We start from the raw sequence: 20,842 nt of genomic DNA on the forward strand, positions 1-20,842 counted from the left end.
GTCATTCCCGCCAGTGCTATTCAAAACGCCAGGCCAGATTAATCCCTACGCCATAGTTTCGTCCTGGCGCCGGTTCGTAATATCGACCATTTGCCTCATTCACTATCACCGAACCGACGTAGGACTTATCAAACAGATTATCCACCCGACCGAACAGGTCGATCATCAGACTGCGGTAATAAAATTTATAGCCGGTATTTAAACCCACTACGGTATAGGACGGGGCTTGCGCCGTATTTTCATCATTGGCCATAATGTTGCTCATATAACGAACATCAGTTCCCGCATACCAACCTTCATCAGGCACGTAGCCCAGCGAAGCAAATCCCATGTTTTGCGCAATGCCAGGCAGGCGGTTGCCGTTGCAGTTTTGATCGCCACAGACGTTGCTGCGGTAGGTCGCATCCAGCCAAGTCCATGCAGCTTTTACGCGCCAGCTTGCGGCAAAGCGTTGGTCCCAGGATAACTCACCTCCCTGACGGCGGGTTTTTCCAGCGTTTTTGTAGGTTGTCCGCCCGCCGCTACTGCTGTCAACCACGATCTCGTCATCGGTATCGGTCTGGAATAGCGCTGCGGTGAACAGCCCATCGCCGATACGCGTTTTACTGCCGATTTCCACGGTATCGTTTGTGGAAGGCTGTAGGTCAAAATTCATCCCACTTTGGCCGTCGGAGCGGTAAGACAACTCGTTGATGGTGGGCGTTTCGAACCCACGTCCCGCGGCCAGGTAGACGTTCCAGGCATCGGTGATGGCGTATTTTAACGATCCGGCAGGTAACCACTGGTGATAGCTGGCGTCACCGCTGTCATCTGCGTTACCAGGCGTAATATAGCGATCGTTAGAGTCAAACCACACCGAACTGTAGCGAACCCCGGCATCCAGCGAGAGTTTCTGCGTTAATTGCCACTGGGTTTGCAGATAGGGATCGACATTCCACATCAGGTTACGTTCGTTACGTCGTAAGTCGCCTTTCTGACCATATTCTGGCACGCCATCATCAAGGCGAAAGTTGTTGTAGCCTTTACGGTTTTCGCTCATGTTTTCGTAATTCAGACCGGTGGTGAAGGTCACGGGTACGCCCAGCTCACCACGGTGAGTCCAGCGGTTGTCTATCCCCTGATAATGACGTTGCAGGGTAATAACGCCTCCGGCATGAGAGGGTTTTAACTGCGGGGCCATCGGGATCGACTGATACTGAGTGGTTTCACGCTCGCCTGCATAAGTCATGATGCTGATATCATCCTTCGCGCTAAGCTGGCGTTCATAGCGCAACCCCGCCTGGGTCTGCTTGATGGTTTTTCGCGTGTTGTATTGCTCAGCGCGGGGAGATTGCTGCGGATTGGCCTGCCACTCCGACTCGGTAAGACCACCAGGATCGTCAGCTTTACTCTCTACGCTATTGAAAATCAGGGTTAGTTTGCTCGTATCGTCCATGCGCACGCCCAGTTTGGCATTGGCCAGATTTTTTTTGGCGCTGCTGCGATCGCGATAACCATGGGTGGTAAACCGGGTTGTTGAAACGGTGTAATCCACATCCCCTCGCTGTGTGCCATCGCCCAGTGCGCCCGTTGCTTTTAACCCGTAGCGCCAACTGCCAAAACTGCCGTAATAACTGCTGGCTTCAATGGTTGGCGGCTCATGTCCCGTTTCAGTACTGACATTCATCACTCCACCAGACGCATTGCCATACAGAGCAGAGAAGGGGCCGCGTAAAACCTCAATATTTTGTACGCTGCTGATATCAATGTTGGATGTTTGACCCTGCCCATCCGGCATGGTTGCCGGGATCCCGTCGACATACAAACGAATGCCGCGGATGCCATAAGTGGTTCGCGAACCAAATCCGCGAATCGACAACTGGAGATCCTGGGCGTAGTTCTGCCGATTTTGCACCTGTAGCCCAGGGACGCTGGTCAGGGATTCAGACAGGTTAATTCGCGGCGTTGCCAGACGCATATCTTCTCCGTCAACGACGCTGACGGCGGCAGGGGTGTCCAGTTCAGAAACGGACTGTGGTGTCGCGCTAACGATCAGCGTTTGATCGTTTATCTCACTTTCTGCCACGGCATAAGGCGAGAGGAAGACAGGCAGTAAAGAAACAGGAAGTGCAGTGTAGCGGGATGCAAAAATCGTCATGAACAAGGCCAGTTAATGATGCTTACGCCGTAACACCGGCGATAAGCGCGTGAATTCTTTTATAAAAGATGAATTTCAGCGCTGCTGAATTGCGCTAGTTTTTCGGGCAATGACAACGATTGTAGTCAATATGTGAAGAAGTGCTCCACTTTGAGATGAATAATGATTACTATTCTCATTCTTAAAAAAGGCAAAACCATGATTTTGCTCATTGAAGCTATGTGAAGCAGTAACAAACGAATTTATCAAAGGGAGTCGTCATGTCTTTACGTCATCTGTTTTCGCCGCGTCTGCGTGGTTCTTTACTGTTAGGTTCACTGCTCGTTGCATCATCTTTTACTACGCAGGCTGCAGAAGAACTGCTGCGCAAAGCCGTGGGCAAAGGCGCCTATGAAATGGCATACAGTCAGCAAGAGAACGCGCTGTGGCTGGCGACCTCGCAGAGCCGCAAACTGGATACCGGCGGGGTGGTTTACCGTCTTGACCCGGTCACCCTCGAAGTGACTCAGGTTATTCATAACGATCTCAAACCGTTTGGCGCCACCATCAACAACGCCACGCAAACGCTGTGGTTCGGCAACACGGTAAACAGCGCGGTGACGGCAATGGATGCTAAAACGGGCGCGGTGAAAGGACGTCTGGTGCTGGATGCGCGTAAGCGTTCTGAAGACGTTCGCCCACTGCAGCCGCGTGAGCTGGTCGCCGATGACGCCACCAACACGGTATACATTAGCGGTATTGGTAAAGAGAGCGTGATTTGGGTGGTGGACGGTGATGCCATTAAATTGAAGGACACCATTCAAAATACCGGCAAAATGAGCACCGCTCTGGCTGTCGACAGCAAGGCTAAACGCCTGTACACCGCCAATGCGGACGGTGAATTCATCACCATCGATACCACCACCAATAAAATTCTCAGCCGTAAAAAGCTGCTGGATGATGGAAAAGAGCATTTCTTCATCAACCTGAGCCTGGACACGGCGGGCAACCGCGCCTTTGTCACCGACTCTAAAGCGGCGGAAGTACTGGTAATCGACACCCGTAATGGCAACGTCCTGGCAAAAGTCGCCGCGCCGGAATCCCTGGCCGTGCTGTTTAACCCGGCGCGTAACGAGGCCTACGTGACCCATCGTCAGGCCGGCAAAGTGAGCGTGATCGACGCGAAAAGCTATAAAGTCGTTAAAACGTTCGAGACCCCAACATTCCCGAATAGCCTGGCGCTCTCCGCCGACGGTAAAACCCTGTACGTGAGCGTGAAACAGAAGTCCACCCGCGAGCAGGAAGCCACCCAGCCGGACGATGTTATTCGTATTGCGCTGTAATTAACCGGAGGGGGAAACCCCTCCTGTCACTTCTCTAAATTCCCCGATACGCCTCGTTACACCCCGCCAGTAGCCTGACCCACTTTAGGGACTTACACTACGCCCTCAACGGCTAACTGAATAACACGGGAATACCATGAAAAAGCCATTTATCTGTCTTTGTGCAGGCGTAATGCTGTTTACATTGGCAGGATGCACCACCGATTACGTCATGACGACCAAAAGCGGACAAACCATCACCACCCAGGGTAAGCCAAAACTGGATAAAGACACGGGAATGACCAGCTATACCGATCAGGATGGGAATGCGCGGGAAATTAACAGCAACGACGTAGCGCAGTTGATTGAAGCGAACTAAAAAAGAAGGCCTGAAGGATTAACCTGTCAGGCCTTCTGCCGTTATGGCGCGGTGCGGTGGATCTCTGCAACGCGTTTACGCACGCCGAACCAGCCCGCGACCAGCAGGATGGCAATCAGCGGTAATGACGCGATGGTATAGGTGCCGTTTGGATAGTCAAACGCCATCAATACCAGTACGCTCAGCAGGAACAGCAGCGTTAACCACGAGGTAAACGGTGCGCCCGGCAGTTTAAAGCTGACGTCTGCCGTTTTACCTTCTTTTATGGCCCGGCGCAGACGCATCTGACAGACCATGATAAACCCCCACGACGCAATAATGCCCAGTGACGCGAAGTTCAACACGATCTCAAACACCTGTGACGGCACCAGATAGTTCAGGAATACCCCGACGACATACACGACCAGCGTGGCGAGGATCCCGGCCCAGGGCACCTGTTGACGGCTCATTTTAGCCATGAATTTCGGTGCCGAACCGCCCATCGACATGGAACGTAAAATACGCCCGGTGCAGTACAACCCTGAGTTAAGGCTGGAAAGCGCCGCGGTGAGCACCACAATATTCATGATACTGCCAATGTACGGCACGCCCAGTTTGGAAAAGAAGGTAACAAACGGGCTTTGCCCCGCCTGATAGGCGTTCCAGGGCAGTAGCAGAACCAGCAGCACGACAGAACCCACATAGAACAGACCAATACGCCAGATAACGCTATTGATTGCTTTTGGCACCATCGTTTGCGGATCTTTGCACTCACCGGCGGCGGTACCCACCAGTTCAATAGAGGCAAAGGCGAAAACCACACCCTGTACCAGTACCAGCGCAGGCAGCAGGCCATGCGGGAAGAAGCCGCCGTTGTCGGTAATCAGGTGAAAACCCGTGGCGTTACCATCCAGCGGCTTTCCGGTACCTAAAAAAACGGTACCCACCACCAGGAAAATCACAATTGCCAGTACCTTAACCAGCGCAAACCAAAACTCCATCTCCGCGAACCACTTCACGCCGATCATGTTCATGGTGCCGACAATAGCCAGCGCGCCGAGGGCGAACACCCACTGCGGCACGTCGCCAAATGCGCCCCAGTAGTGCATATACAACGCCACCGCGGTGATATCGACAATGCCGGTCATCGCCCAGTTGATGAAGTACATCCAGCCAGCCACATAGGCGGCTTTCTCACCTAAAAATTCACGGGCGTAGGAAACGAAGCTACCGCTGGAAGGGCGATGTAAAACCAGTTCGCCGAGCGCGCGCAGTATAAAGAACGAAAAAATACCGCATACCAGATAGACCAGCGCCAAAGCCGGGCCGGCCATCTGCAGGCGTGCGCCTGCCCCTAAAAACAACCCGGTACCAATTGCGCCGCCAATGGCGATCATTTGTACCTGTCGATTGCCCATCGCTTTGTGATACCCCTCTTCGTGAGCATTCAACCAGCGTCGTTTCGCCGCATGTTGTTCCGCGGCTTGCGTGTTGTTTGTGTTCATTACGATTCCTGTTGACCTGACAAAAATACAACATCCTTTTTGCCGCACCTGCTGCGGCGAAAACAGCCTTACCCTTCATTGTGTTACGGGGGAAAACTGCCGGCCGAGCATCCTACATTCAATTGATTGGTTCCGCAAAGCCCCGGTAACAAGAATTCAGCATTTTTATGCAGCCGGTACTGGCGTGGTGTGGCCTCGATTCAGCCAATAAAAGAGAAGGGCCTTTATACCTGTAGAGGAGTGCGCTTATCGAGACATTTACCCAATAAGCGCCGTAACGTTATGCCGATACGCCAAAGACCTGAACGGCCTGCTGTAAGCGTGATGAACGCTGGGTCAGATCGGCGGTGGCGTCGGTGACGCGCTCCACCATCTCGGCATTATTGTGTGTCATGGTGCCAACGCGTGAAATTGAATCGTTAATCAGATCCAAAGCCTGGGTTTGCTCACGCGTGGCCAGACTAATGTCTTTGATCATCATCGACATCTGCAGTACATCCCCAATCATCCCGGTGAGATGCGTTTCCGTTTGCTCCACCATTTTGACGCCGCTATTAACATTGGCGACGTTCTTCTCAATAAGCTGTTTGATCTCTTTTGCCGCAGACGCCGAGTGTTGGGCCAGATTGCGGACTTCTGCCGCGACAACGGCGAAGCCACGCCCGGATTCCCCGGCTCGCGCGGCTTCAACCGCGGCATTAAGCGCCAGAATATTGGTCTGAAAGGCGATGCTGTCGATCACGCCAATGATGTCAACGATCTGCCCGTTGTCACGCGATATCGCCTGCATCATGGCGATAGTTTGTTTCATGATATCGCCGCCTTCTGCAGCGTTGGCGCTGGTTTTATCGGCCATGATCATGGTATGTGCCGCCGTCTCAGCGGTTTGTTGTACAGCGCTACCAATTTCTTCAATGGCCGCAGCGGTTTGTTGCAGGTCGGCAGAGGTTTCTTCTGAACGCTGGTGCAGCGCCGTACCTTCTTTTGACACCCGCTGACTGATAGCGCGAATACCGGAAATTTGCGTACTGACGTCATCGACCAGAGAATTCAGATTAAGCCCGGACTGATTAACCAGTCGCATTAGCATTCCGATCTCATCCACCCGATTTAAATGACAGTTATCAGGTTTACGTCCGGACACCACTTTCTTCATTTGCGTCAGGAGCGTATTAACTGGCTGACAAATTTGATACTTAAGGTAAATAGCCAGCGCCAGAAATAACACCAGCAAGCCACCCGACTGAATAAAGGGATTAAACGGGGCGAAGATAAATAGCAAAGCGAGCAGGGCCGTCACCCCTAAAGAATAATTGACGCGCTGGCTGATATTCAGCCATTTAAACATGGAAGTCCATGCCAATAAGCCGCGACGAATGATAATCCCTTTAAAAAGTCGAAAGCCTTTAAACTGCTGACTTTTCATTTTTTGGTATAAACTTTCGCTGTGAGTTATTTCATCACGCGAAGGAACGGTACGCACCGAGATGTAACCGGTGAGTTTTTCATTGTGCCAGACCGGCGTAACGTTGGCGCGAACCCAGTAATGGTCACCATTTTGGCGGCGGTTTTTCACCATACCCGTCCAGCTGTCTCCCTGCTGTAGCGTGTACCACATATCGGCGAATGCAGCGGGAGGCATATCAGGATGGCGAATAATATTATGCGCTTCGCCCATTAATTGATCTTCGTTAAATCCGCTGGCATCGATAAAAGCAGAGTTAGCGTAGGTAATATGACTTTCTTTATCCGTCGTTGAAAGCAGCGTCGCTTTGTCGTTAAGTGCGTGCTCAATTTGTGTAACGGGCATGTTACTTTTCATAGAGGCCCCATAATGATATGTATAATCCATACAAAAATTCCCGCAATAAAATCGGGAGGAATATTAAAAAGCCGTTTTAAACCGTTTTAATAAGAAACGCTGCATTCTCTACTAATCATCATTTCTGTGGAAGTATTTAAATTAAAAAATCTCTGTGGAATATTCATTCAGGGTCATAAAACTGAAACATTTTATACAACCGCATAACGTTTTAAGTCATTTAACCTGACTTAACGTAAATCGCGTTAAAAAACGTTTTCGCAAAAAGAAAACTGGCATGAAATGATTTGGATGTTATTCCCGTGAGACCAACGACCCTATTATATTTTGTAGGCCATACATTCCGCGTGTTTTCAGTTTCGTGTTCCGACCAGTACAAGGCGATCCAAATTTTATCCCTGACAGCGTCAGGGCTGGTTATCTACTTTTTAGCTGAGCAAATGTGAATTAAATGTTTCTGCATGGTTATCTGATAATTTAATAATAATGACATGTTAACAAGCATAGGCCCGTAACATGTCATATCGCCTGAGTATTCTGGATAAAAGCCCCCTCGGGGAAGGTGAAACCGCCGCGATGGCGCTTGCCCGGACGTTGCATCTGGCGCAGCGGGCAGAAGAGTGGGGATACCATCGTTTCTGGATCGCGGAACACCATAATACGCCACAGCTGGCCAGCCCATCACCGGAGCTGGTGATTGCCTGGATCCTCGGGCAAACCCAGCGTATTCGCGTTGGCTCCGGTGGCGTGATGCTGCAACATTACAGCCCGTACAAAGTGGCGGAAAACTTCAATCTTCTGGCCTCGCTGGCACCCGGGCGTGTCGATCTCGGCGTAGGGAAAGCCCCTGGCGGCTTACCACTGTCGACTCAGGCACTACAGCAAGGAGTGCATCAGGATGAAAAAGGCAGTTTTGCCGACCAACTTTCCCAGCTTAACGACTGGCTGACGCTGAGCGGCACGGAAAGCGGGGAAACGGTATTTCCGACACCAATCCCACCGATACCGCCGGAAGGATTTGTCCTGGGAGCCAGTGTGCAAAGCGCACAGTTAGCTGCGCAATTCAATTGGCATTTTATCTTCGCGGCACACCTCAACGGTGACCGCGCGTTATTGCGTGACGTTTTGTCCTTTTGGCAGACCCACAGCGCACGTCCGACGATAGTTGCCGTCCAGGTGATTGTGGCTGACAGTAACGATACCGCCGCGCAGCTTGCGGAAAACGTGCAAATCTGGGGCGTGGAGCTGGAGAATGGTCAACGTGTCACGGTAGCCAGCGAAGAGCAGGCGCTGGCATTCGCCGCGCAGGCCGGCAGTCCGCCACGCAAAATCGCGCGTCGTGAGCAGGCGTTGTTACACGGCACGGCTCAGGAGGTGATGGCGAAGCTGAATGCCCTGCATACGCAATTTGGCATTGATGAGTTCATTATCGACACGCCAGTGGCGGAAGGTCACGCGCGTCTGACATCGCTGCGGTTGTTGGCGCAAGCCCATAACGCCGTGGAGGTGCTCTGATGACTCTGGCCTCAACGCTTATCAACTGGCGTCGTGAATTACACCAGCACCCGGAACTTTCCCTGCAAGAGGCAGCAACGACGGCGCGCATTCACGCCTGGCTGCACGCAGCGGGCGTCGAGATTTTGCCGTTCGACCTGAAAACCGGTCTGGTCGCGGAAATCGGGCAGGGAGAAGATGTCATCGCGCTGCGAGCGGATATCGATGCGCTACCGATAGAAGAAAGCGCCGATGTGCCGTTTCGCTCCCTCATGCCGGGAGTGATGCATGCCTGCGGACATGACGTTCACACCAGCGTCATGCTGGGCGCCGCGCTGCTGCTTAAACAACAGGAAACACACTTACCGGGGCGCGTACGTATTTTGTTTCAGCCCGCTGAAGAGAGTTTCGGTGGCGCAAAAACGCTGATCCGCGCCGGTGCGCTGCACAACGTTGCGGCTATTTTCGGCATGCACAATGAGCCAGGTTTACCAGTGGGGGAATTTGCCACACGCGGCGGTGCGTTCTATGCCAACGTCGATCGCTTCGTGCTGCGCATTAATGGCAAGGGCGCACATGCGGCGCGTCCGCATGAAGGCAGAGATGCCATCCTGCTCGCCAGCCAACTGGTCACGGTGTTGCAAAGCGTTGCCAGTCGCGACGTTAACACACTGGATTCAGTGGTGCTTAGCGTGACCCGTATTCAGGGAGGAAATACATGGAACGTGTTGCCAGAATCCGTTGAGCTGGAAGGGACGCTCAGAACGCACCGGACTTCGGTGCAGCAGCAGGTTAAAGCACGGGTTAATGACATCGCCGCCGGTTTTGCCCACGCCTTTGGCGCACAAATCGACGTTATCTGGCATGCGGGGCCGACCGCGTTGGTAAACGATGCACGTTGGGCCGATATCGCCACCGCCGTGGCGAAACAATCAGGCTACACCACCCATCATGCCGACCTGCATATGGGCGGCGAGGATTTTGCTGTCTATCTGCAAAATACGCCTGGCGCATTTGTCAGTATTGGCAGCGCCAGTGAATACGGATTACATCACCCGGGCTTCAATCCGGACGAACGTTTAATTGAACCTGCCGCGCATTACTTTGCACAGCTAGCAAAAACGGCATTCGCACATCTTTAAGTTTACCTGTTGGGTAGGGGTTATTATGGCTGAAAATCGGCAACTACGGCTCGGCACTATTCTGCATGGCGCAGCGGGAAATATGTCCGCATGGCGTCATCCGGCGGCACAGGCCGATGCCAGTATTAATTTTGATTTTGTCAAAGAGACGGCGCTTATTGCGGAAAAAGGGAAGCTGGATTTTATTTTTGTCGCCGATGGTCTGTATATTAATGAAAAATCAATCCCACACTTTTTAAATCGCTTTGAGCCGCTGACGGTATTATCTGCTTTGGCCAGCATTACCCAGAATCTGGGATTGGTTGGCACGGTATCCACATCTTACAGCGAGCCGTTTACTACCGCACGGCAGTTCGCCAGCCTTGATCATCTCAGCCAGGGGCGAGCCGGATGGAACGTGGTCACATCACCTCTGGAGGGTTCGGCAAAGAACTATTCCCGTGCCCAGCATCCAGAACATGCCCTGCGTTATCGTATCGCCGATGAATATTTACAGGTGGTGAAAGGACTGTGGGATTCCTGGGAAGATGATGCTTTTACCCGTAATAAGGCAAGTGGAGAATTTTTTAATCCGCAAAAACTGCACACGCTTAACCATCATGGAGATTATTTTCAGGTCGCAGGGCCGTTAAATATTGGGCGCACGCCACAAGGCCGTCCGATTATATTCCAGGCGGGCGCTTCACAGGATGGTAAGAAATTAGCGGCGCAGCATGCCGATGCTATTTTTACCCATCAGGAGTCGCTGGCGGAGGCCAAAGAGTTCTATCAGGATGTAAAAAGCCAGTTGGCCTACGCCGGGCGACATCCCGAACAACTGCATATATTCCAGGGCGTCAGCGTGATTGTTGGCGACAGCGCTGAGGATGTTGAGCAGCAGTATCAGACTACCGCTGCGCTGGTCTCTATTACCGACGCGCTGAACTACCTGGGCCGCTACTTTGAACATCATGATTTCGCCCAATATCCATTGGATGCACCGTTCCCGGATCTGGGTTCCCTTGGACAAAACAGCTTTCGCAGTACGACTGATGAGATCAAACGCAACGCGCGTGAGCGTGGCTTAACGCTACGCCAGGTTGCTCTGGAAGCGGCCAGTCCACGCCCACGTTTCAGCGGTACGCCGCAACAGGTTGCCGATGGTCTTCAGCAGTGGTTCGACGAAAAAGCCGCAGACGGTTTTATCATCCAGGGGGGAACGCCAGATACCTTCCCACGTTTTGTCGAACAGGTTGTCCCCGTGCTTCAGGCGCGTGGCCTGTTCCGCCATGAATATCCCGGTACGACCCTGCGCGCAAGCCTGGGACTCGCGACACCTGCAAACCAATTCACACAATAAGAGAAAAACGCTATGCAGAAAAAATCAGTCTTCCTCGCGCTGTCACTGGCTTTCAGCGCTAACGTCTGGGCAAATGATGTGACTATTAATGGTACGGGCGTAAGCCTGGAAGCCAATAAAACGCCAATCAATACGGCAAAAAATCCGCAGGCGATTGCGCAGTTGCCCGCGAACCTGCACCTGGCCGTACCGGGTAAATTCACCGTGGCGATTGCCGGGCTAAGCCAGCCGCCGCTGACCGTCTTTGCCGATGACAATAAGACACTGATCGGCAGCGAGGCGGACATCGCTCGTCTGGTGGCTGATAGTCTGGGGCTGGAACTCAACGTCGTGCCCACGTCATGGGAAGACTGGCCGCTGGGCGTCACGTCCGGCAAATATGATGCCGCGATCAGCAATATTACCGTCACCAAAGCCCGCAAAGAGAAATTCGATTTCGCGACGTATCGTAAGGACTCCCTTGGCTTCTATGTCAAAACTGGCAGTAAGCTGAAGAAAATCGAGCAGGCAGAAGATATCGCCGGTCTGCGCATCATCGTCGGTTCGGGGACAAATCAGGAAGCCATCCTGCTCGCCTGGAACGATCAGAACGTGAAGAAAGGGTTGCAGCCGTTTACGCCGGTGTATACCAAAGATGATGCCGCGCAAACCCTGGCCCTGCAGTCAGGCCGTGCCGATGCTTACTTCGGTCCTAACGTTATCGGCGCGTGGAAAGCTGCACTCAACGGAAAAACGCAACGGGTGGGCAGCGTTGATGGCGGTTGGCCAAAAGCGGCACACATCGCTGTGACGCTGAAAAAGGACAGCGGTCTGGTTCTGCCGGTACAAACCGCCCTCAACGGCGTAATTGGCAACGGCGACTATGACAAGGTGCTGAACCGCTGGGGAGAAGGGGTGGAACGTATTCCGCAATCTGAAATCAACCCGGCCGGTTTAGGCGACTAAGGAGGTCATCGTGAGCGATCAATTTCGCGTGGTCTCACCTGAAGCCAGCGAGCTGCAGCCAATTTTGAACGGTCTGTTCGGTGAATATGCCGCCCGCTATGGCGATTATTTTTCTCGCGACGCTGAAGTGGAGCTGACCGAATGGTATCTGGCACCGCAGGGACTTTTCGTGGTACTGGAGCGCAGCGGCGAGATTATCGCCACCGGGGCCTACAAACCTTACGACAAAGACACCGCCGAGATTAAGCGCATCTGGACGAAAAGCAGCCTGCGTCAGCAGGGGCTGGCGGCGCGCGTGGTGCAGGAGCTGGAACGCAGGGCGCTGCTGGCGGGCTACAGCCGGATTTATCTGACCACGGGATTTCGCCAGCCGGAGGCCGTGCGACTTTATTTAAGCCAGGGCTACGATCCGCAATTTGATACAGCGCGCGATCCCGAAGAGTACAGCCTGCCACCGTTTGATGGCCGGCTGCGCTTTACCAAACTGTTGACCATCGCCGGTCAGGCCAGAATAGCCTGAGGAGAGAAGATGAAAACGACGGAGAGTATTAAAGTCGTACCGGCGCGCTATCCTATGCGCACCGCAGGAGCAGTCATTGCCTTGTTTGTCCTGGCGGTGATTATCCAGTCCGTGGCGTTTAATCCGCGCTGGGAATGGGGCGTGTTTGCCCGTTGGTTCTTTGATCCGGTTATCTTGTCCGGCCTTGGGCAAACTCTGCTACTGACGCTTATCGGTACGCTGTTGAGTATTATCATCGGTGGTCTGCTGGCGCTGGCACGGCTTTCATCTTCCTGGTTGCTGAACGGTCTGGCATGGGGATACATCTGGCTGTTTCGTTCGTTACCGCTGATTGTGGTGCTCATCGTTTTGTACAACTTCTCCTATTTGTACGACACGCTGGCGATTGGTATTCCGTTTACTCCCATTCAATGGGGCAGTTTTGAGACCATCAATGTGCTCGGCCAGTTTTCCACCGCAGTGGTTGGCCTGACGCTGGTGCAAAGCGCCTATACCGCTGAAATTATTCGTGGTGGATTTTTAGGAGTTGACCACGGCCAGTACGAGGCAGCGGCAGCGCTGGGCTTACCCGCATGGCGACGTACGCTGCGAATTATTCTGCCGCAGGCGCTGCGCACCATTTTGCCTGCTGGCTTCAATGAAATCATCAGTCTGGCGAAAGGGACGGCGATGGTATACGTGCTGGCAATGCCAGAGCTGTTCTACACCATCCAGATGATCTACAACCGCACGCAGGAAGTGATCCCGCTGTTGATGGTGGGTGCGGTGTGGTATCTGGTGATCACCAGCGTTCTGTCGTTAATTCAGCACCTGGTCGAACGCGCGCTGGCCCGCAGCGAGCGACGTTCAGCAATCAATACCGCTCGGGTGAGCCGTGCAGAAAAACGCAACCGTCAACGTCCGCAGCAGGAGGCCGTCCATGTCCCACTCGCCTGAAGGCCATATTTCCATTACCGGCGTCAGCAAATACTTCGGTCGCCACAAAGCGCTGGATAATGTATCGCTGGAGATCCCTCCCGGAACGGTAACGGTTATTCTTGGCCCGTCCGGTTCAGGGAAATCCACACTCTTGCGGACGATCAACCATCTGGAGCGCGTCGATGAAGGGTTTATTCAAATCGATGGCGATTACATTGGTTATTGTCGGCAGGGAGACAAGCTGTATGAGCTGAAGGAGGCGGAAATTTTGCGCCAGCGCGTTAACGTCGGCTATGTATTCCAGAATTTTAATCTGTTTCCGCACTTAACAGTGCTGGAGAATTTGATTGAAGCGCCCATTGCGCACGGTCTGGCATCGCGTAAAGCCGCCACCGAGCGGGCATTAACTCTGCTTGATGCCGTTGGCTTGCGTAATAAAGCCGATGCCTGGTCGCGTCATCTCTCCGGCGGTCAGCAGCAGCGTATCGCTATTGCCCGTGCGCTGGCGCTAAATCCACGCGTTATGCTGTTTGATGAACCCACTTCAGCGCTGGATCCTGAACTGGTAGGCGAAGTTCTGGATGTCATCAAAGCACTGGCGCAGTCGGGAACCACGCTGGTTGTGGTGACGCACGAGATTGGGTTCGCCCGGGAAGTGGCGGATCAGGTGGTGTTTATGGTCGATGGCAAAATTGTCGAACAGGGCAGCAGCGAGCAGGTGCTGAATCATCCACGCCACACGCGCACCCAGCAGTTCTTGTCGAAAGTGCTGTGAACTTGCAGGGAAAAATAGGCAGGTCTGCATAGACTGACGAATGCTGCTCTACACTTAGGGTTTTAACTTTGGGGGTTGCAGCATGATTAAGGTCTATGGGGTGCCGGGCTGGGGATCGGCCATCAGTGAAGTGATGCTCACACTGGCGGAGATCCCTTACAGCTTTATTGATGTGGATGGTTTTGACCGCGACGGGCCTTCGCGGGAGTTGCTTAAAAAAATGAATCCGTTGTGCCAGGTGCCCACACTGATACTGGAAAATGGTAACGTGATGACGGAAACGGCGGCGATCGCCCTGATGATCCTCGATCGTTGTCCTGAACTTGCGCCACCCGTTGGGCACGCTGAGCGCCAGCAGTTTCAGCGTCTGTTGATATGGCTGGTGGCAAATGTCTATCCAACGTTTACCTATGCCGATTATCCACAACGCTGGGTACCAGACGCCGCGGCGCAGTTAAAAAAGAACTGTATTGAGTACCGCAAATCGCTTTATAGGTGGCTGAACGACCAGCTAAGCGCTGAGCCGTACGCGTTTGGCGATCAGCTAACACTGCTGGACGTTTATATTGCCGTTATGCGCACCTGGGGGCCGGGGCATGACTGGTTTCAGGACAACACGCCCAATATCAGCGCTATCGCCGACGCGGTTTGCCAGCACCCGCGACTGCGTACTGTACTGAAAAATAATAAGATTATTTAAACAAAAAAACGCTGTTCCGCAGGAGTGCAAATCCCGGAACAGCGGGCGAACTATCGCCATAAGCTTACATTACGCGACGGACGGGCTCAGCGTAATACGATCCAGTGGCCCCACGATAAACAGATAAGAAATCAGGCCAATCAGCCCCATCGAACCGACGTACAGAATGGCGTAATCGAATGACTGGGTATTCGCCAGAATGACGCCGATCACCAGCGGCGTGATAATACTCGCCATATTGCCGCACATATTGAATACGCCGCCAGCAATGCCGAGCACTTCTTTTGGTGAAGTATCGCTAAGTACGCACCACCCCAGATTGCCAAAGCCTTTGGCGAAAAATGCCAGACTCATCGCCGCGATAACCACAAATTCTGACGAGGTGTAGTTAGCGATAACGATGACACAGGAAAGTAACATTCCGCAGATAACGGGTAGCTTACGAGCAACCGTCAGGCTGTAGCCGCGCTTTAATAGCCAGTCTGAAAAAACGCCCCCTAACAATCCACCGATAAAACCGGCAATAGCAGGAATACTGGCGACAAACCCCACTTTAAGGATCGACATTCCTTTAGCCTGATACAGATAGGTAGGAAACCAGGTCAGGAAGAACCAGGTGATTGACGTCACGCAGAACTGCCCGATGTAAACGCCAATCATCATGCGGTTGACGCAGACGCTTTTTATTTGCGCAAAGGTAATCTTCTGTGGCTCTTTTTTATTTCCCAGCGACGGTTCGCCACCGCCTTCCCGGATATAGTCAATTTCCTGCTGGTTTACCTTCGGATGATGCATAGGATCTCTGACTTTTACCAGCCAGAAGATGCCAAGAATAACGCCAATCGCCCCAATGTAATAAAAAACAAAGTGCCAGCTGAGATTATGCAAAATAATCGTCATTAACGGTGTAATTACCCCTAACGAGATATATTGCGCGGCCTGGTAAACTGAGGTGACAAATCCTCGTTCATTATTAGGAAACCACTGTACGCTTAATCGGCTGTTGGCAGGAAAGGCCGGAGCCTCAATGGCACCCATCAGTAAACGTAAGATTATCAATACCACAAGTGGACTGGCATACAGATAAATGGTGCCCTGAAACATGGTCACTAGCGACCAGCCAATCAGGGCGCAGCCGTATACCAGACGAGAACCGTAGCGATCAAGTAGCCAGCCGCCAGGCAATTGCATAATGACATAAGAAATACCGAAGGCAGAAAAGGCCAGCCCCATTGCTTCGGGATCAAAACCTAATTCTTTGCTCATAATCGGAGCCACGACGGATAACGTCGCGCGATCGGCGTAATTAAATACGGTGGCTAGAAACAGAAATATCAAAATACCGTAACGCACTTTTGTGCGCTTTATTATTGTGTTCATCACCCACTCCTTTCATAAGGTTGAGAGCGTTTCTGTAGGGAAGAGGGCGGGTATTACTTACCCGCCAAATAAATTAAGGACGTTTACCAAACTCGCAGGTTAATTGCGTCCAGCGACGTGTCTGCTCGCTGATGCTGAACCCCAGACCGTGACGGTCGGAAACCCACATCCGCCCATCGCGCAGCTCAAGCTGTTCATTAAATAACGGGTTCAGCCATTCGAAATGTTCCAACCATGGCTCAAGCGGGTAAGCGGCGGACAGATGCAGGTGAACTTCCATGGCAAAGTGCGGAGCCAGTTTGCGACCGTGTTTCGCCGCCAGGTCCATAATTTTCAGAAACGGTGAAATTCCCCCCACACGCGGTGCATCGGGCTGCACAAAATCACTGGCATTACCGAGGATCAACTGTTCATGTTCGCGGAAGCTGGTCAGCATTTCACCGGTAGCAATCGGGGTATCAAGCGCGGCGGCCAGTTGGGCGTGACCTTCCACATCGTAGGCATCCAGAGGCTCTTCAATCCAGATCAGATTGAACTGCTCCATTTTTCGTCCCATACGAATGGCGGTTTCTCGATCCCACTGCTGATTGGCATCGACCATCAGCGGGAAGTCATCGCCCAGCGCTTCACGCACCGCGGTTAAGCGGCGAATATCCTCGGCGCAGTTTGGCTGACCAACCTTGAGTTTGATGCCGCCGATGCCGTTTTCACGGGAAATAACGACGTTTTTGAGCACCTGATCCAGCGGCGTATGCAGGAATCCGCCGGAGGTGTTGTAACACTGCACGGAGTCCCGGTGTGCACCCAATAGTTTTGCCAGCGGCAACCCTGCACGCTTGGCCTTCATATCCCACAAGGCGATATCGATAGGGGAGATAGCCTGAACCGCCATGCCGCTGCGCCCTACGGAAGCGCCAGCCCACAGCAGCTTGGTGTAGATCTTGTCGATATCGTTTGGATCTTCGCCTAACAGGTTATCGGCAATTTCTTTGGCATGAGCATAGATTCCCTGGCCGCCAGCCCGTTTGGAGTAACTAAATCCAACGCCTTCAAACCCGTCGCGACTGCGGATCTCCGCGATAATAATGGCAACTTCGGTTAGGGGTTTCTGGCGACCGGTCAGCACTTTGGCATCGCTCACGGGTGTTGCCAGAGGAAGGAAAGCCAGGGACAGCTTAACCCACTCGATACGGTCGCCGGTTTCAGCCGCGGTTTTTGCATTGGCTGATTTGGCATACGTTACGGCATCGGAATTCGCACTTAATGACATTTTAATCTCTCCTGGTGATAACAAATGATTGCGCTAACATTTTTAGTGTTAGCGCAATCATTGCGCCAGCGAATTGAATGCGTTTTGAACAATCGCTCACAAATACTGAGACAAAAGGGCAGTAACTTGTAAACAGCATCACATTCCAATACTTTATGGGTAAATGCACAAGTCATTATGATGGCGCTATCATTTCAGATGGCGCTAATTAACTAAGCTGCTGTTTTCTCAGCGTTATCGTAGAGGGGCGCTGGCAATAGCCGAAATCATGATGAATAATGCCAGGATAAATCAGCGATTTTTGACAAGGGCATCGACAGTGAAAAATCCCAGACCTCCGCGCGCACCCACGCTGGAAGATGTTGCCCGTACCGCGGGATTGTCGCCCATGACGGTGAGCAGGGCGTTGAATTCCCCGCAGCTGGTGCGCCCGAGAACAGTAGAAAAAGTGATGCAGGCGGTACGCGCCACCGGATATATTCCCAACGCGCTGGCCGGGGGGCTGGCGTCGCGTCGCAGTAAGCTTATTGCTGTGGTTGTCCCACAAATTAACAACAATATGTTTGTCGATACCATCCAGTCATTAAGCGATGAACTGGCTGAACGCGGATACCACATCTTGCTCTGCGTGTCGGGTTATACGCCGCAAACAGAGGCTGATCTGGTGGCGACGCTGCTTTCTCGTCGCCCGGATGGTGTAGTGCTCACCGGTATCCATCATACCGCCGAGCTGAAAAAGGTGATTCTTAATGCGGCCATCCCGGTCGTGGAAATATGGGATTTAACGCCAACGCCCATCGATATGCTGGTGGGGTTTTCGCATGAAAAAGTCGGGCAGGCGGTAGCAGACTATTTGCTGGAAAAAGGGTATCGCCGTCCTGGTTTGCTATGGACCGCCGATCGCCGGGCAGGCCAGCGTAAACAAGGACTGTGCGATGCGCTGAGTCGTCATGGTATTGCGGCTGGCGCACAGGTGGATGTCCCGCTTCCTGCCTCTCTGGCATTGGGGCGTAGCGGGTTGGCACAGCTATTGGCTGAACGCGCGTTTGATGTCATCGTCTGTAGCTCAGATACGTTAGCTCAGGGGGCGATCATGGAAGCCGAAAGCCGTGGTCTACGCGTGCCGCAGGAATTAGCGGTAATCGGTTTTGGCGATCTCGACTTTGCCGCCAGTAACCGACCTGCCATCACCACCGTCAGCGTCGACAGACGGGCTATTGGACAACGCGCCGCCTCTCTGCTTGCCGATCGTATCGAACAAATTCCGCGTGAAGACGATATTATTGATGTTGGATTTCACCTGGTGGAACGAGAATCCGCATAAGTTACCTGCATCCCAAAACAATAAGGAATCTGCTATGCCGCACGTCGATATCAAATGTTTTCCTCGCGACCTGAACGACGAACAAAAATCCGCGCTGGCGGCGGATATTACCGACGTCATTATTCGTCATTTGCAAAGCAAAGACAGTTCAGTGAGCGTGGCGCTTAATGAAATTGAGCCCGAGGCGTGGCAGGGCGTGTGGGATGCGGAGATTGCGCCGCAGATGGCCAGGTTGATTAAAAAACCCGGCTACAGCATGTAAGACAAAACGGGCGGATTTTCCGCCCGTTTTGTCGTGCCATTATTCAACTGCTGTTATGAGTTTTCCACTGGAGACAAACGTTCCGGCCCCAAGGTGATGCAGGGTATTGAGCTTGCCATCATCAAACTGCCAGCGTCCTTCCACGAAGGCTCGCTCATCGGCGGCAGCCGAGACCACTTCACCAAACAGCGTGTCATATTTTTCCTGTGCCGCAGTGGCAGGCAACAGGCGACACTCCATCCAGGCCAGACATTTTGCTTCAATCAGCGGTAAACCCAGTACCGGTCCCTGTACCACGGGAATGCCGTAGCAGTTGAATTTATCTTCCACCCGACCGGAAACGCTGCCTACGGCCCAGGTCCAGTTGGCGGCGGCAACGCCCGGAATAACGATGCCGAATTTGCCGCTACGTTCAATGAGCTCACGTGACCAGGCGGTCTTGTCGACAACAATCGCGATCCGCGGTGGTTCAAACTCCACGGGCATTGACCACGCGGCAGCCATCACATTTCGCCGCTCGGTATGCTCATCCCGGCTGGTGATTAATATCGTTGGGCCGTGATTTAGCAACCGACTGGCATGTTTTAATTCGATCGGACGAAAATGGCTCATGGATGCTCCTTGGCTGAGAGATAACACACCACAATAAACATAGATATTAACGGTATTAGCGATTTTGTCGCCTCGTCTGGAGGAACAACGCACAAAATCGACGGCGCAAAATTAAAAATGCGTTATAAGTACTGCATTAATCGAACAGGAACTCCGTATGACGCCTTTTTTAACCGCTTATTTTGCCCGTATTGGCTGGTCAGATTTGGCCAGGGTCAACATTGAAACCTTACGGGCGCTGCATTTACTGCACAACGCCGCCATACCTTTTGAAAACCTGGATGTATTGCTTCCAAGAGAGATGCAGCTTGACGATTTGTCTTTGGAAGAGAAGCTGGTGACGGCGCGTCGCGGCGGCTATTGTTTTGAACAGAACGGAGTATTTGAGCGGGCGCTACGCGAAATCGGTTTTACCGTACGCAGTCTGCTCGGACGTGTGGTACTGGCGAACCCGTCAAGCCTGCCACCACGCACGCATCGTCTGTTGCTGGTTGAGTTGCAGGGAGAGCAGTGGATCGCCGACGTTGGTTTCGGCGGGCAGACGCTGACGGCGCCGATTCGTCTGCAGGCGAATGTTGAGCAGAAGACACCACACGGCGAATATCGGCTGATTCAGGAAGGTGAAGACTGGATCCTACAGTTCTGTCATCACGAACACTGGCAATCAATGTACCGTTTCGACCTGGTCATACAGCATCAGAGCGATTATCTGATAGGCAACTTCTGGTCCGCTCACTGGCCGCAATCACATTTTCGCCATCATTTGCTGATGTGTCGTCATCTGCCCGACGGCGGGAAATTAACGTTAACCAATTTTCATTTCACCCATTATCAGGATGGACACGCGGTAGAACAGATTAATCTACCTGACGTCGCCAGTCTGTATGCTTTGTTGCAGGAGCGGTTTGGCCTGGGCGTGGATGACGTGAAGCATGGGTTTACCCAGGATGAGCTGGCGACGGTAATGGCGGCGTTTGATACGCATCCGGAGGCGGGGAAATAGGGGCATCGGAATTAGTGCCGGATTGGCGTAATCGC

General features: G+C 52.8%; 17 protein-coding genes and 1 pseudogene. 12 read left to right on the forward strand and 6 right to left on the reverse strand.

Annotation, left to right across the window (positions count from 1 at the left end; genetic code table 11):
• Positions 1-16 precede the first annotated feature (16 nt).
• Positions 17-2,137, reverse strand: a complete 2,121-nt coding sequence (pqqU, locus tag ABIE10_RS02560) for a TonB-dependent receptor PqqU (protein ID WP_429154614.1) — start codon at positions 2,135-2,137, stop codon at positions 17-19.
• Between the two features lie 260 nt (positions 2,138-2,397).
• Between pqqU and ABIE10_RS02565 the strand changes: the two genes are divergently transcribed.
• On the forward strand, positions 2,398-3,459 hold the full coding sequence (locus ABIE10_RS02565) for a YncE family protein (RefSeq protein WP_016153137.1): 1,062 nt from the start codon (positions 2,398-2,400) through the stop codon (positions 3,457-3,459).
• Positions 3,460-3,595: 136 nt separating this feature from the next.
• Positions 3,596-3,817: a YgdI/YgdR family lipoprotein gene (locus tag ABIE10_RS02570; protein ID WP_003020157.1), complete on the forward strand. Its 222-nt coding sequence runs from the start codon at positions 3,596-3,598 to the stop codon at positions 3,815-3,817.
• A 41-nt stretch (positions 3,818-3,858) separates the two neighbouring features.
• Here ABIE10_RS02570 and ansP read toward each other — a convergent pair whose 3' ends face one another.
• Both ansP and ABIE10_RS02580 read right to left on the reverse strand, forming a co-directional pair.
• On the reverse strand, positions 3,859-5,301 hold the full coding sequence (ansP, locus tag ABIE10_RS02575) for an L-asparagine permease (RefSeq protein ID WP_003833088.1): 1,443 nt from the start codon (positions 5,299-5,301) through the stop codon (positions 3,859-3,861).
• Positions 5,302-5,581: 280 nt separating this feature from the next.
• Positions 5,582-7,123 (reverse strand): methyl-accepting chemotaxis protein, encoded by a 1,542-nt coding sequence (locus ABIE10_RS02580; protein ID WP_429154619.1) that lies wholly within the window; start codon positions 7,121-7,123, stop codon positions 5,582-5,584.
• Between the two features lie 516 nt (positions 7,124-7,639).
• Between ABIE10_RS02580 and ABIE10_RS02585 the strand changes: the two genes are divergently transcribed.
• The 7 genes and pseudogenes from ABIE10_RS02585 to ABIE10_RS02615 all read left to right on the forward strand — a co-directional run bounded on the left by ABIE10_RS02585 (position 7,640) and on the right by ABIE10_RS02615 (position 14,956).
• Positions 7,640-8,638: an MsnO8 family LLM class oxidoreductase gene (locus ABIE10_RS02585; RefSeq protein WP_429154622.1), complete on the forward strand. Its 999-nt coding sequence runs from the start codon at positions 7,640-7,642 to the stop codon at positions 8,636-8,638.
• On the forward strand, positions 8,638-9,759 hold the full coding sequence (locus tag ABIE10_RS02590) for an amidohydrolase (RefSeq protein ID WP_429154625.1): 1,122 nt from the start codon (positions 8,638-8,640) through the stop codon (positions 9,757-9,759). The genes ABIE10_RS02585 and ABIE10_RS02590 overlap by 1 nt, the downstream gene beginning before the upstream one ends.
• 25 nt (positions 9,760-9,784) lie before the next feature.
• Positions 9,785-12,043: pseudogene (locus ABIE10_RS02595) on the forward strand (NtaA/DmoA family FMN-dependent monooxygenase).
• 10 nt (positions 12,044-12,053) lie between these two features.
• Positions 12,054-12,563, forward strand: a complete 510-nt coding sequence (locus ABIE10_RS02600; protein ID WP_016153131.1) for a GNAT family N-acetyltransferase — start codon at positions 12,054-12,056, stop codon at positions 12,561-12,563.
• A 9-nt stretch (positions 12,564-12,572) separates the two neighbouring features.
• Positions 12,573-13,499 (forward strand): amino acid ABC transporter permease, encoded by a 927-nt coding sequence (locus tag ABIE10_RS02605; RefSeq protein ID WP_016153130.1) that lies wholly within the window; start codon positions 12,573-12,575, stop codon positions 13,497-13,499.
• Positions 13,483-14,256, forward strand: a complete 774-nt coding sequence (locus ABIE10_RS02610; RefSeq protein ID WP_279265780.1) for an amino acid ABC transporter ATP-binding protein — start codon at positions 13,483-13,485, stop codon at positions 14,254-14,256. The genes ABIE10_RS02605 and ABIE10_RS02610 overlap by 17 nt, the downstream gene beginning before the upstream one ends.
• 82 nt (positions 14,257-14,338) lie before the next feature.
• Positions 14,339-14,956: a glutathione S-transferase family protein gene (locus ABIE10_RS02615; RefSeq protein ID WP_019076807.1), complete on the forward strand. Its 618-nt coding sequence runs from the start codon at positions 14,339-14,341 to the stop codon at positions 14,954-14,956.
• Positions 14,957-15,025: 69 nt separating this feature from the next.
• Here the strand turns inward: ABIE10_RS02615 and ABIE10_RS02620 are convergent, their stop codons facing one another.
• Both ABIE10_RS02620 and ABIE10_RS02625 read right to left on the reverse strand, forming a co-directional pair.
• Complete coding sequence (locus ABIE10_RS02620) at positions 15,026-16,336, reverse strand: MFS transporter (RefSeq protein ID WP_016156557.1); 1,311 nt, start codon at positions 16,334-16,336, stop codon at positions 15,026-15,028.
• A 73-nt stretch (positions 16,337-16,409) separates the two neighbouring features.
• Complete coding sequence (locus tag ABIE10_RS02625) at positions 16,410-17,606, reverse strand: L-talarate/galactarate dehydratase (protein ID WP_016153126.1); 1,197 nt, start codon at positions 17,604-17,606, stop codon at positions 16,410-16,412.
• 271 nt (positions 17,607-17,877) lie between these two features.
• On the opposite strand from ABIE10_RS02625, the gene ABIE10_RS02630 reads away from it, so the two are divergent.
• Complete coding sequence (locus ABIE10_RS02630; RefSeq protein WP_423244166.1) at positions 17,878-18,930, forward strand: LacI family DNA-binding transcriptional regulator; 1,053 nt, start codon at positions 17,878-17,880, stop codon at positions 18,928-18,930.
• Positions 18,931-18,964: 34 nt separating this feature from the next.
• On the forward strand, positions 18,965-19,192 hold the full coding sequence (pptA, locus tag ABIE10_RS02635; protein ID WP_016156554.1) for a tautomerase PptA: 228 nt from the start codon (positions 18,965-18,967) through the stop codon (positions 19,190-19,192).
• 39 nt (positions 19,193-19,231) lie between these two features.
• Here pptA and ABIE10_RS02640 read toward each other — a convergent pair whose 3' ends face one another.
• Entirely contained in the window at positions 19,232-19,804 is a 573-nt protein-coding gene (locus ABIE10_RS02640; protein WP_200100682.1) for a flavin reductase family protein, read from the reverse strand.
• A gap of 157 nt (positions 19,805-19,961) precedes the next feature.
• On the opposite strand from ABIE10_RS02640, the gene nhoA reads away from it, so the two are divergent.
• Positions 19,962-20,807, forward strand: a complete 846-nt coding sequence (gene nhoA, locus ABIE10_RS02645) for an N-hydroxyarylamine O-acetyltransferase (protein WP_429154634.1) — start codon at positions 19,962-19,964, stop codon at positions 20,805-20,807.
• Positions 20,808-20,842 lie beyond the last annotated feature (35 nt).

Origin of the sequence: Citrobacter sp. 506, assembly GCF_050434985.1 — a bacterium.
GTDB lineage: Bacteria > Pseudomonadota > Gammaproteobacteria > Enterobacterales > Enterobacteriaceae > Citrobacter > Citrobacter braakii.